Raw genomic sequence first — 12,583 nt, forward strand, 5'->3', positions numbered from 1 at the left:
TATAGTAACAGTTCAGACAGGTCTGCGCATTTGCTGCGCTGACCGTAGGAAAACGTAAATGCTGCTGGCAAAAATCCCATCGCCGTAGGCGATTCTCATTGATTTTTGCATGTAACAGTGAAGGTATCTGAACTGTTACAAATTATAACATAAAAGGCGGTGTTGTGTTACCGTTCAGACCGTGTCGTGAACCCTGCGGTACGGCATTATATAATGAGCACAAACGATATGGATAAAATAATAGTTACATATATATATTGCACGAATAAAATAATTTCACTATTCTGTTGATAATATAAATTGTAATAAAAATAATAGAAATATTCAATGAAATCATAGATAATTAGTAAAATATAACAAGATAATAAAAAAGTAATATATTTTTAAAGGTGAGTGGTAAAATAGTATTATTCTTTGAGAAAAAACTACATTTTCATATGCAGGCTTCAAATGTAAAATAAAATCAACAAAAACTTATATAAGACGTTGCAAACGCGACGGAAATGGAGGGAATTATGAAACTGAAAAAATTGTTGGCACTTACTTTGGCAACAACAATGTCTATCACCGCTTTGGCGGCATGCGGAAGCAAACCGGCAGCACCTGAGGTGAAAGAAGAAGCAGTAGCGGAAACGACGACGGAGGTAGCAGAGACAGAAGAACCTGTTGCTGAGGGCGAAGAAGCAGGAGATTCTATAGCAGATCTTGGGGAAGTGACCCTTAAAGTTGCGATATGGGATTTGGACTCCGCTCCTTATATCAATCCGATCGTAGAGGCTTTTGAGGCGAAATATCCGAATATAACGGTTGAAATCAGCGATACGCCTTCTGCAGATTATACGAATAAGCTTAGCATTATGTTAAACGGCGGCAGTGATGTGGATGCTTTCTGGGTTAAAGATGCAGATACGATCAAGGCATTGAATGACAAAGGACAGCTTGCGGATTTGACAGAGTACATAAACAGGGATGGCGTAGACCTTTCCGCATATAACGGACTGGCAGAGAACTTTATTTTCGATAATAAAGTAGTTGGATTACCTGCTCGTACAGATTATTATGTACTTTACTATAATAAAGATATTTTCGATGCAGCAGGGGTGGAATATCCTTCTAATGATATGACATGGGAAGAATTTGAAGCGACAGCGAAACAGATTACTTCCGGCAGCGATGCCAGCAAAACTTATGGCGCATTGATTCATACATGGCAGGCATGTGTTGAAAACTGGGGCGTACAGGATGGAAAGCACACAATCATGGATACCGATTACAGCTTCTTCAAACCTTACTATGAAATGGCGCTTCGCATGCAGAATGATGATAAATCTATTCAGGATTATGCAACATTGAAGAGCAATAACATTCACTACTCCAGCCCGTTCCTCTTAGGGCAGGTAGGTATGATGCCTATGGGAACATGGTTTATGAGTACGATTATCAGCAAGATCAATGATGGTGAAAGTACAATAAATTGGGGAGTGGCAACGATTCCTCACGCAGCAGATATAGAAGCCGGCTATACGGTTGGTTCGACAACACCTATGTGTGTAAATAATGCTTCTGAGAATAAAGAAGCGGCATGGGAATTCGCAAAATTCGTAAGCGGTTCTGAAGGCGCTTCTCACTACGCGGCAACCGGAGCGATTCCGGCTATGACAAACGATGAAATGCTCGCGCAGATCGCGGTTGCACCCGGCATGCCCGAAGGCGTTTTGGAAGCATTGGCAGTAAAGAATATTACTCTTGACCGCCCTATCGTAGATAAGGTTGGAGAGGTTAACCAGATGCTTGCTGAAGAACATGATCTGATTATGCTCGGTGAACTTACGGTTGATGAAGGTCTGGCAGAAATGGGAGAACGTTCTGCAGAAATTCAGGGACAATAATGTTACTGTTCACATATGGTGCTCACAGTAACATACAATTAGCACGAAACGAAAGATAGCTTTGAAAGGCGGGCTTTAAAAAGCCTGCCTTTTTAAAAGAAATGATTATAATAGGAGGTAGAAATCATGGCAAAGCAGATGTCCGTTTATAAGCCTTTGCATAAGAAGAGGGGAATGTCATTAAATACGAGAAATACATTGATCGGCCTATCCTTCATATTGCCAAACTTTATCGGATTCTTTTTATTCATCATGCTTCCGGTAGCCTTTTCCTTTGTACTAAGCTTTGCAAAGTGGGATGGTTATAATGAAATGGAATTTGCCGGTTTATCTAATTTCACGGCGATATTTGGAGACAGGGTGTTTAAAGCGGCTCTGTCACAGACTTTTATCTATGTAATATTTACTGTTTTATTCAGTTTTGTATTCGCTCTCGGAATAGCGGTAGCTCTTAATAAAAAGCTAAGAGGCGTTAATTTTTTCAGAAGTGCAGTATTCTTTCCCTATGTGGCATCGGTAGTTGCGGTAGCAGCGGTATGGAATGCTATGTTCATGCCGATAGGCGGTCCGGTGAATACATTTCTGGGTGCGATCGGTGTGCAGAACCTTCCGGGTTGGTTCACATCTACGGATTGGGCGCTTGTAGGAGTTATCATTGTAAGTATTTGGAAGAACATCGGTTATTTCATGATTATCTATCTGGCTGCTTTACAGGATATTCCCTTGTCCTTGTACGAAGCATCTACAGTAGACGGAGCGTCAGGGATACAGAAATTCCGTTACATTACATTTCCTATGTTGACACCCGCACACTTTTTCGTTGTGATGATGCTTACGATTAACAGCTTTAAAGTATTCGACTTAATCTTTGCCCTCACTAACGGAGGGCCAGGAACATCGACTAAGGTAATTGCTAATTATATCTATGATCAATCTTTCATTTCATGGAACTATGGGAAATCCAGTGCTGCATCTATGATTTTATTTATAATCGTATGTGTGATAACTGTGGTTCAGTTCCGATTTGAAAAGAAATTCAACGATTTTATGTAGAGGAGGACAAATAATGATAGAACGTAAAAATCCATTCAGCCGGGCTGCGCTGTATGTTTTTCTTATCATAGTGGTAATCGTAATGCTTGTACCTTTGGCATGGATGTTCTCCGCTTCCCTGAAAACTGCAGATACCGTATTTAGTACAACGATTAAATGGATACCGGATGCCCCACAGTGGGGAAATTATGTAATGATATGGAAGAAGATACCGTTTGCATTATTTACTTATAACAGCGCCAAGCTTACGGTAGTTATTACGGTGATTCAGCTTATTACAAGTTCGTTCGCAGCATATGGCTTTGCAAAATGTAAATTTAAAGGGCGTGATTTTCTTTTCCTTTGCTATGTTGCCACCATTGCGATTCCCTGGCAGGTATACATGCTGCCTCAGTACATTATGATGCAGAAAATGAATTTGGTAAACACGCACTTATCTATTATTTTATTACAAAGTTTTACTGCTTTCGGTGTATTTTTGCTGCGTCAGTTCTACCTATCCATACCTGATGAACTCTTGGAAGCGGCGAGAATCGATGGACTCTCAGAATATGGCATTTATGCACGTATTGTTTTACCTCTTTCCAAGCCGTCCATGGCAACGCTGACAATATTCAGTTTTGTAACGGTGTGGAACGATTTCATGGGGCCGATGATTTATTTTGACTCTACGAAATTAAAGACGATTCAGCTCGGTATCCGTTTATTTGTAGGGCAATATTCGGCACATTATGAATATATTATGGCAGCTTCGGTGATAGCCCTTGTCCCTGTGTTCGTATTATATCTGGCATTCCAGAGATTCTTTGTACAAGGGATAGCGACCAGCGGTCTTAAGGGGTAGTATGAAAGGATAAGGTTATCGGTATGAAAGAAAAAGCGAGCAGAGCGATGGAAGCCGCGTTGTCCGTACTTAGGGAAAATAGCGGGATATTCAAGGATAAGTTTCAGGCATCCAATAGCGAACATAATTTTTACCCGGTAAGTGAAAATGTAGAGTGGACCACAGGCTTTTGCACAGGGCAGTATTGGCTGGCATATGAAATGACAGGGGAAGACGTGTTTAGGAAGACTGCCCTTTTACATGTGGATAGCTTTTTAGAAAGAATTGATAAGAAGATCGATGTGAATCATCACGATATGGGTTTCCTGTATACTCCCTCCTGTGTAGCGGCATACAAGCTGATAGGAAGTGAAAAGGGGAAGGAAGCCGCATTAAAGGCAGCGGATCATCTGATGTCCCGCTTTCAGGAAAAAGGTCAGTTCCTTCAGGCGTGGGGAGAACTGGGAGCCGTAGAAAACTACAGGCTGATTATAGACTGCCTATTGAACTTGCCTCTATTATATTGGGCGGGTGAAGTGACGGGAGACGATAGATATGGGGACGTTGCCTTAAGACATACGCGAACGAGCCTTAAGAATCTGATTAGAGAGGACAATTCCACTTATCATACTTTTTTCTTCGATAAGGAGACGGGTGAACCCACATATGGAGTTACTCATCAAGGGTATAGAGACGGGTCGGCATGGGCGAGAGGTCAGGCATGGGGAATCTACGGAACGGCATTATCTTATCGGTATACAACGGATAAGGAGTGTATAGATTTGTTTTGCAAGGTGACGGATTTCTTTATCGACAAGCTTCCTCAGGATATGATTCCTTATTGGGATTTGGAATTTACAGAGAAAGATAACGAACCGAAAGACTCTTCTGCAGCGGCGATTGCAGTATGCGGTATGTTGGAGATGTGTTATTATATGGAAGAAGACAAAGCGGCTTATTATCGCTCGGTGGCAGAGAAGATATTGGTGTCTCTAATAGAAAATTATAGTGTAAAGGATACGAAAATATCCAACGGATTGCTGCTTCACGGAGTATATGCAAAGAATTCTCCTTACAATCCGATACCGGAGGACAGAGGAGTGGATGAGTGTAATACATGGGGAGATTACTTTTATATAGAAGCACTGGTGAGAGTGCTGAAAGATTGGAACATTTATTGGTAAAGCGTAACTATTCGGCAGAGGAAAGGCATGGTTATTGAGATGAGATTTTGGTGTGATGATCCGAGCAAGGCAGCGAGGCTGTGCAAAAAAATGTTTCCTGAAGATATGAAGCGGGCGGTTTCGCAGGCAGAGGCTGTCTGCGATAACCGCTTCTTATTTTCTGATCATTGGGAAATGGAAAGAACTCATGAGGCAGTTTCCTTTATAGGTGAAATAGACTGGTCTCATATTCCCGGAGACGACCCGGAATGGCTTTACGCTATGAACAGGCACACCTCTTTCTTGAATCTTGCCAAAGCATGGCAATATACAGGAGATGGGAGATTTGCGAAGAAGGCAGCAGTCCTCATATCCGATTGGATAGATAGAGTGAAGCTCACGGAAGAAAGTAAGGGAAATACATGGAGAAGCTTAGAAGCTGGCCTGCGGTGTGAAAATTGGATACGCAGTATACAATTGTTAAAAGACAGCAATGTGCTGACGGAATCCGTTTTGGATAAATTGGAAAAAAGTATGGAGGAGCATGGGGAATATTTGCAGGAAACCTCTTTTGACTTTCATAGATTGAGTAATTGGGGAGTTCTTCAGGATCATGGATTGTTTCTGCTAGGGCTTTATCTGGGCAGGGAAGATTACGTGCAGATTGCGGCAAAGAGACTCGATAAAGGAATTCAAATGCAGATTATGGGGGATGGAACTCAGTGGGAGCAAAGTCCGATGTATCACTGTGAGGTGCTGCACGGTGTTCTGGATACTATACATATAGCGAAGCGAAATGGGATTCTCCTTCCGGAAAGACTGCTGGTAAATGGTCATAAAATGTGTAAGGCATTGGCAGCTTGGGTAAAGCCGGATGGGAAGTTGTTCTGCCAATCGGATAGCGATGATACACTGGCACGGGATTTATTGGCGCAAGGGGCTCTGTTGTTTGCTGATGGAGAGCTAAAGGCAGCGGCAAGAGGAGAGCTTTTGGAAGAAAATATATGGGATTTCGGAGAGGAAGTTCTTATGCTGTACGATGAGATCGCTGAGATTATACCTGGAGAGGCCAGTACAGTTCTTGCCGATAGCGGCAATTATATACTTCGAGGAGATCATTCCGAAGATGCGGCTTACCTGCATATGCACTGTGGATGTTTGGGAAGCGGGCATGGACATGGCGACTTACTCCATATCGATGCCGGAATGTATGGAGAAGATATCTTGATCGATTCCGGACGTTATACTTATGTTAATACGGAGCTGAGACGGAAGTTGAAGGAGCCGGGGGCGCATAATACCACAAGGGTGGATGGGCAGGACTTCAGCGTCTGCCTGGATAGCTGGGGATATGGTAAGCTTGCAGTTCCTATAAAGGGAGAGTATCGATTAACGAATAGGGCGGACTATATAAGCGGTCTTCATATGGGGTATTTTTATTTACCTGATAATGTGCTCACAGAGCGCAGAATCATCTTTATTAAGCCCGACATTTTCCTGATTTTTGACCAATTTTATGCCAAGGGGGAGCATGCCTATGAGCAGAATTTCCATTTTGGCGATGGGAAGCTTGCCAAAGAGGATGGCAATAGCTATCTATGGCAAGGAGAGAAGGCTTCGGCAAGGCTTATGGTGATGACAGAAGGAAGCGCCAGCTCTTTAAGCAGATATCCTTATTCCAGAGAATATAATCTATTGGCGGAAGGGGATAGAGTAAGTGTTACCAAGAGCGGATCTGGTTTCCAAAGTATGGTTACTCTGCTGGCAATGGGAAAAGCGAAGGAAATTCCTTCGGTAAGTGCGAGGCTTGTGCCGGTAGAAATGGTAAGAAGCGGCAAAGTTCTATCCCCGGCAGAAGCTCAGGGCGTAGAGGTGATAAAAGACGGAGAAAAATATACGGCTATGGTCGTATTTGAAGAGATTGTTTCTGAAGTAGACTTTTTCCGTGTAGGAAGCTATGAAGCTTATGGGAAGGTGGCAGTATTTGTACCTGAAGAAGAGGAAGGAATTGTCCTTTCATGGTAAGAAGCCGGGCAGATAGGAGTTTATTATGTTTCATAAAATTATGAGTGGATTACATATTGATTTATCGAAATTCGCTCCTTATGCGGATATTACGGATACTAAGGCATGGGATGCATTGGATGCGGAATGGAAAGAAAAGATGTTACGCTTGGGCGAAGGCTATCTCGGATATGAATATCCATCCTTGCCGGCTGTCCTTTATATGGAGTTTTGCCGTACAGGGAACAGGAGAAATTATGAAAAGGTCGTTTTCGAAAGGCGGACTGTTCTAAATACGCTGGTACTTGCGGAATGTGTAGAAAGGCAGGGGCGCTTTCTGGACGATATTATCAATGGAATTATCGCTACCTGTGAAGAAAGTGCATGGTGGCTGCCGGCACATAATATGTATAACAGAGATGTGCAGCAATTTATATTGCCGGATACATCAGCACCTGTTTTAGACTTGTTTGCTTGTGAGACGGCAGCTACGCTGGCAGTAATTTATTATCTTCTTAAATCAGTATTGGATGATGTTTCACCGTTTCTTGCAAAAAGAATCAGAGCGGAGCTGGATACAAGAATTTTTAAGCCTTATTTGAATACCCATTTTTGGTGGATGGGAGATGGCAAGGAGAGGATGAACAACTGGACGATATGGTGTACCCAGAATATACTCCTTAGTGTATTTCTGACCGATCAGGAAGAAGAGATGAAGAAGAAAATCATGGATAAAGCTTGTATTAGTGCTGATTACTTTCTTGCAGAATACGGAGAGGATGGCTGCTGTGAAGAAGGGGCGCAATATTACCGGCATTCCGGGTTATGTCTGTTCAATACGATAGAAGTGTTGAATGCAGTTACAGGCAATGCCTTTCTTCCGCTTTATGAATCAGACAAGATTAAAAATATGGCTGCTTATATTTTCAGAGTTCATATCGATGATAAATATTATATTAATTTTGCAGATTGCGCGGCTATTGCAGGACGTGCAGGTGTCCGGGAATTCCTCTTTGGAAAGAGGACGTGCAACGAGCAACTGATGTTGTTTGCAGCGAAGGATTTCAAGACGGCGATCACAGAGGCTGAAGGGTTCGAGGAACTTGTAAAATTTCTTTTGCTAAGCGAGGAACATAGTCTTTATTACCGGCTGCAGAATGCCTTTACTATTGCGGAAATTAAGGAATATGGGGAAAAAGAATTATCTTTTGATTCGAAAAAGAAGGGTGATATACATCCGGATACATATTATCCGAGTACAGGATTATTGATTGTAAGAGATAAACGCAGAACTCTTGCAGTGAAAGCAGGAGGAAACGGAGACAGCCACAACCACAACGATGTAGGAAGCTTTACTGTCTACAAGGATGGAAAACCGATGTTTATCGATATAGGAGTAGAAACTTATACCCGAAAGACCTTTTCTTCCAGGCGTTACGAGATATGGACAATGCAATCCGCATATCACAATCTTCCGACCATCCGTCAAGTGATGCAAAGGGATGGGGAAGAATTCGCGGCATCGGCTGTCTCTTGGTATATAAAAGACAACGAGGGCGGTATAACGATGGATATCGCCGGAGCCTATCCGAAGGAAGCGGCAATCGAATCTTATAAACGTCATGCCGTATTGAAGAAAGAAAAAGAAATTATAATTACCGATGAATTTTCCACATTGCCGGAGCATGTGGTGCTTAGCCTGATGACCCATGAAAAGCCGAACCCGACAGGAGACGAGCCCACAACTATGGAAATAGGAACTTTAGGAAATATAGTCATAATAGGCGGCTATATTAAAGAAATAGAAGAAATACAAGTTAAGGATGAACGCTTACAGCTCGTTTGGGGGGATATGCTATACCGTATCCTGATTCAGGCTAAGGAGCAGAAAGTAGAATTTAAGATAGAATAAATGTAATGATATCCCCAAGCTTTGTCCTTTATAACGATTAAGTAATTATGGATTGCAGTTCGTACAAGGGGCATACCCTGCATTCAATACTTGGGCCCGGGTAGTAGTCATTTCCGAACGGTCACCCTCCGCCAGATTCTCTGCATAAGGACAATCCTTTGTATGGAATATGTTGGAATCCATGTCCATAATATAAACGCGTTCTATATTATCATCTGCATTAGGCTCAGAGGTCTCCCCGGATAACGGTGTGGGATCTTGTGAGCCTTCGTTATTTTCCCCATCGGAAGGTAGCCCGTTCATACCATCACTTGTATCGGAAGAGGAAGAAACCTCAGATTCAAAAGATGGAGCGGTGCTTTCAGAAGAAGTGTTGGGAAGCTCTCCAACATTGCCATCTTCGTCATAAACAAGACGTGAGTCTTCCGGGTCTAATCCGGCCATCTTTTGTATGGAACCGGGAGAGAAACGTCTGCCGCTGTATTCAGCAAATAAAATGACGCCGACAAGAACGACTGCGCTCGCTAACATTAATCCGAGCAATGTATAAATGATTCTTTTCATTAGTTTCATAGTTTTTTATCCTCAGTGTTTATTTTGCTTTTTATTTTATCATTATAAAGAATATTTTTCAATCAATAAAACGCGTTCCTTTACAAAAATGTACATATATCATATAATTCGGTTGTGCAGTCTATAGGAAAGGTGTGTTTATTAAAATGATGAGAACAGAAAATATAAATACTATGAATAAGGAAAAGAAATATACTACAGTTATTTTCGATTTGGATGGTACTTTGCTCAATACATTGGAGGATTTGCATGATAGTGTGAACTTCGCATTGGAAGAAGCAGATATGCCGCTCCGGACTTTGGAGGAAGTAAGGCGTTTCGTTGGAAATGGTGTTATGCGTCTTATGGAGCTTGCGATACCGGAAGGTAGGGATAATCCCCGGTTTGAGGAAGTGTTCGAAGCATTTAAGAAGCATTATTCCCTCCACTGCAATGATAAGACAGGGCTTTATCCCCATGTGAAGGAGTTGTTGCAGGGGTTGAAGGAGAGAGGGTATCGGATGGCGATCGTCTCCAACAAATATTATGATGCAGTACAAGACTTAAAAGATCAGTACTTCGCAGAATATATCCGGACAGCAATTGGTGAGAGGGAGAATCTTGCCAGAAAACCTGCGCCGGATACGGTAATTGAAGCGCTGCGTCTCTTAGGAAGTATGAAAGAAGAATCTGTCTATGTTGGCGATTCAGAAGTGGATATCGCTACGGCGCGTAATGTGGGAATGGATTGTATTGCGGTGACTTGGGGATTTCGTACGAAGAAGGAACAAGAAGAGGCCGGCGGCAAAGTGTTTGCCGACGACCCGCTTGAGATTCTCGATTTAGTATAATTATAGTGAATTGTTATCCTCATTTTCGATGGAGGTAATATCTTCGGAGACATTATCTTCATGGCTGCATGCTTCAGTTTCTGTTTCAGGCTCATTTACTTTTTCAGGCAATGTCATTAGTACCTTCCGAATACGGTTCTGACCGATTCCTTTAACTTGCAGGCGAATGCCGGAGTCGGTCATAATGGACTCTTCATCGATAGGAAGCCGGTCGAGTGACTCGATAATCAGGCCGCCGATGGAATCATAATCTTCCGATTCCAAGGAAGTGTCCAACGCATTATTAATATCATCCAGCTTCATTCCCCCCATAACCAGATAGGAATTTTCATCTATCTGCTGAATGAATTCTTCTTCGTCTTCATCATATTCGTCTCTGATTTCACCCACGATTTCCTCCAGAAGATCCTCTAAAGTAATCATACCTATAGTAGCACCGTATTCGTTTAAAACAAAGGCGGCATTGACAGCAAGATCTTTCATTTCCACAAGCAAATCGGCTGTTTTTTTATATTCGTAAGTATAATAACCTTCTCTTATCATATTTTTTATATGGAAGTTTTCTTTATCAGTCAGAAGAATGAAATCCTTAATATTAATAAGGCCGATAATGTTGTCTTTCTGTTCGGCGTAGACAGGAAGCCTTGTATACATATACTCTTTGAAAATAGCCAGCACTTCATCATAGTTCATATTTATATCGACGCTTACCATATCGATGCGGGGAATCATTACGTCTCTTACTACCGTATCGCTGAAATCAAATATGTTATAAATGATTTCGCGTTCTTCCGACTCGATAATGCCGTCTTCATGACTGACATCTACATAAGTCTTTAATTCGTTTTCTGTCATCAATGTATTCTGCTTACTGATATCGATATGAAAAAGCATGGAAACACCGAAAGATATCTTATCTACGATGTACACCACAGGTGTAAAAAGATACATTAAGCAGAAAATAGGACCGGCATATAATAAGGAAAGTTTTTCTGAGTAAATCATCGCAGTATTTTTGGGAACGATTTCTCCGAAGAGGAGAATAACGAAAGTCAAGACACCGGTAGCAATTCCCACCGCATAGCTGCCTAAAGTGGCCAGAGCTAGCGTTGTGGCCAGAGAAGATGCGGTCAGATTGACAATATTGTTTCCGATAAGAATGGTACTTAGCATTTTGCTGTAATGATCCAAAATGTTCAAAACAGTAGCAGCACTTTTGCTGCCTTCATCGGCTAATGCTTTCATGCGTACTCGATTCAGGGTTGTGAAGGCTGTTTCGGCAGAAGAAAAGAAGGCAGATAAGCCGACTAAGATAAAAATAGTAATTAATCGTATGACACCTGGGGTATCCAAAATATTTTCACTCCTTATATAGTTATGTAGCTCCTAAAAGGGAAGCTTATGGTAACTGAATTGTTACAATTTATGGCAGTTATTATGTATGAAATATTACATGATAGCATATCATGTGTCAAGCCGGAATAACCTTAAGTAATAAGTAACGAATCTGGGTAACAGCTCGGTTATCAACATCGCGAGGTGTTTTTGTGAGCGAAGATCACAGAAAACCCGAGTTTAGCAAGCGCGAAATACTGCATAGCAGTATTTCTGTGCACAAATTGTTGCTGGGAAGCCGTAGGCTGAATAGCAACGAATCTGGGGAAGGGGATTGCATGAAGAATCTGGGATTGAGAAATGGAAAAAGTACATATGATAATATCTTTCTATTAAAGTGTTTGCTGTTTTCCTATGTCTTGACCGCTGGTCTGTTGCTTTTGCTAGCCTTTATGCTGTATCGATTCAGCTTGCAGGAGAAGGTAGTGAATATCTGTATCATTTTAATTTACATAGCAGTGACCTTTTTGGCGGGCTTTATAGCGGGGAAACGGATGGGCAGCAGAAAATTTTTATGGGGACTTTTAATAGGAGTTCTCTATTTTGTCGTGCTGGCGCTTGTTTCTCTAATTGTTAACAGAAGTCTTCAAGATGTAGGTGCGAATGCGGTGACTGTATTGCTTCTATGTGCGGGCGGAGGAATGTTGGGCGGCATGGTAAGTTAGTAAAAAAATGCTTTTACTTAAAGATAATCTATGTTATACTACAAGAAGTTTATGAAACATAAGGAGGCTTTGTGATGAAACATATCAAAACATTAAGCACGAGAGATTATAAAGAGTCTATGAAAAAAGGCGGATGCGGAGAATGCCAGACATCTTGCCAATCAGCTTGTAAGACATCTTGTACTGTAGGCAATCAGAGTTGTGAAAAGGTGAAATAAGCGAAAAAACGGTCTTGTAAGCAGCGATTCATTTCGCTGCTTATTATACGTTCATGTG

The 12,583-nt window shown here is 41.7% G+C and carries 11 protein-coding genes; 9 read left to right on the plus strand and 2 right to left on the minus strand.

From position 1 onward, the window contains the following. The first annotated feature begins 515 nt into the window (after window positions 1–515). The 6 genes from RBB56_RS15290 (at window position 516) to RBB56_RS15315 (ending at window position 8,844) form a co-directional block, all read left to right on the plus strand. Entirely contained in the window at window positions 516–1,889 is a 1,374-nt protein-coding gene (locus RBB56_RS15290; RefSeq protein ID WP_306719817.1) for an ABC transporter substrate-binding protein, read from the plus strand. Between the two features lie 174 nt (window positions 1,890–2,063). After that, window positions 2,064–2,942 carry a carbohydrate ABC transporter permease gene (locus RBB56_RS15295; protein ID WP_306722183.1) on the plus strand — a complete coding sequence of 293 codons (879 nt, stop codon included), beginning with the start codon at window positions 2,064–2,066 and terminating at the stop codon, window positions 2,940–2,942. A gap of 13 nt (window positions 2,943–2,955) precedes the next feature. Continuing rightward, window positions 2,956–3,786, plus strand: coding sequence for a carbohydrate ABC transporter permease (locus RBB56_RS15300; RefSeq protein ID WP_306719818.1), 831 nt, complete (start codon window positions 2,956–2,958; stop codon window positions 3,784–3,786). Window positions 3,787–3,809: 23 nt separating this feature from the next. Further along, entirely contained in the window at window positions 3,810–4,949 is a 1,140-nt protein-coding gene (locus tag RBB56_RS15305) for a glycoside hydrolase family 88 protein (RefSeq protein WP_306719819.1), read from the plus strand. 27 nt (window positions 4,950–4,976) lie between these two features. Next, complete coding sequence (locus RBB56_RS15310; RefSeq protein WP_306719820.1) at window positions 4,977–6,953, plus strand: alginate lyase family protein; 1,977 nt, start codon at window positions 4,977–4,979, stop codon at window positions 6,951–6,953. A gap of 25 nt (window positions 6,954–6,978) precedes the next feature. Continuing rightward, the gene (locus RBB56_RS15315; protein WP_306719821.1) at window positions 6,979–8,844 is read left to right on the plus strand and encodes a heparinase II/III domain-containing protein; all 1,866 of its coding nucleotides are present in this window, start codon (window positions 6,979–6,981) and stop codon (window positions 8,842–8,844) included. A 45-nt stretch (window positions 8,845–8,889) separates the two neighbouring features. Here the strand turns inward: RBB56_RS15315 and RBB56_RS15320 are convergent, their stop codons facing one another. Continuing rightward, window positions 8,890–9,417, minus strand: coding sequence for a hypothetical protein (locus RBB56_RS15320; RefSeq protein WP_306719822.1), 528 nt, complete (start codon window positions 9,415–9,417; stop codon window positions 8,890–8,892). A gap of 173 nt (window positions 9,418–9,590) precedes the next feature. On the opposite strand from RBB56_RS15320, the gene RBB56_RS15325 reads away from it, so the two are divergent. Continuing rightward, window positions 9,591–10,247, plus strand: coding sequence for an HAD family hydrolase (locus RBB56_RS15325; protein ID WP_306719823.1), 657 nt, complete (start codon window positions 9,591–9,593; stop codon window positions 10,245–10,247). Here RBB56_RS15325 and RBB56_RS15330 read toward each other — a convergent pair whose 3' ends face one another. Further along, a complete protein-coding gene (locus RBB56_RS15330) occupies window positions 10,248–11,600 on the minus strand; it encodes an HlyC/CorC family transporter (protein WP_306719825.1) in 1,353 nt (450 codons plus the stop codon). It lies immediately after the preceding gene. A 257-nt stretch (window positions 11,601–11,857) separates the two neighbouring features. On the opposite strand from RBB56_RS15330, the gene RBB56_RS15335 reads away from it, so the two are divergent. Together RBB56_RS15335 and scfA are read left to right on the plus strand one after the other, a co-directional pair. Continuing rightward, on the plus strand, window positions 11,858–12,307 hold the full coding sequence (locus RBB56_RS15335) for a TIGR04086 family membrane protein (RefSeq protein WP_306719826.1): 450 nt from the start codon (window positions 11,858–11,860) through the stop codon (window positions 12,305–12,307). Window positions 12,308–12,381: 74 nt separating this feature from the next. After that, entirely contained in the window at window positions 12,382–12,525 is a 144-nt protein-coding gene (gene scfA, locus RBB56_RS15340) for a six-cysteine ranthipeptide SCIFF (RefSeq protein ID WP_016291479.1), read from the plus strand. The last annotated feature ends 58 nt before the right edge of the window (window positions 12,526–12,583 follow it).

The organism is Kineothrix sp. MB12-C1, assembly GCF_030863805.1.
Taxonomy (GTDB): Bacteria; Bacillota; Clostridia; order Lachnospirales; family Lachnospiraceae; genus Kineothrix.

Excerpts from the sequence above, each read along its gene's own strand:
- RBB56_RS15295 (WP_306722183.1), top strand. The coding sequence starts at position 2,064 with ATGTCATTAAATACGAGAAATACATTGATCGGCCTATCCTTCATATTG.
- RBB56_RS15320 (WP_306719822.1), bottom strand. The coding sequence starts at position 9,417 with ATGAAACTAATGAAAAGAATCATTTATACATTGCTCGGATTAATGTTA.
- RBB56_RS15325 (WP_306719823.1), top strand. The coding sequence starts at position 9,591 with ATGAATAAGGAAAAGAAATATACTACAGTTATTTTCGATTTGGATGGT.
- scfA (WP_016291479.1), top strand. The coding sequence starts at position 12,382 with ATGAAACATATCAAAACATTAAGCACGAGAGATTATAAAGAGTCTATG.
- RBB56_RS15310 (WP_306719820.1), top strand. The coding sequence starts at position 4,977 with ATGGTTATTGAGATGAGATTTTGGTGTGATGATCCGAGCAAGGCAGCG.
- RBB56_RS15300 (WP_306719818.1), top strand. The coding sequence starts at position 2,956 with ATGATAGAACGTAAAAATCCATTCAGCCGGGCTGCGCTGTATGTTTTT.
- RBB56_RS15315 (WP_306719821.1), top strand. The coding sequence starts at position 6,979 with ATGTTTCATAAAATTATGAGTGGATTACATATTGATTTATCGAAATTC.
- RBB56_RS15290 (WP_306719817.1), top strand. The coding sequence starts at position 516 with ATGAAACTGAAAAAATTGTTGGCACTTACTTTGGCAACAACAATGTCT.
- RBB56_RS15305 (WP_306719819.1), top strand. The coding sequence starts at position 3,810 with ATGAAAGAAAAAGCGAGCAGAGCGATGGAAGCCGCGTTGTCCGTACTT.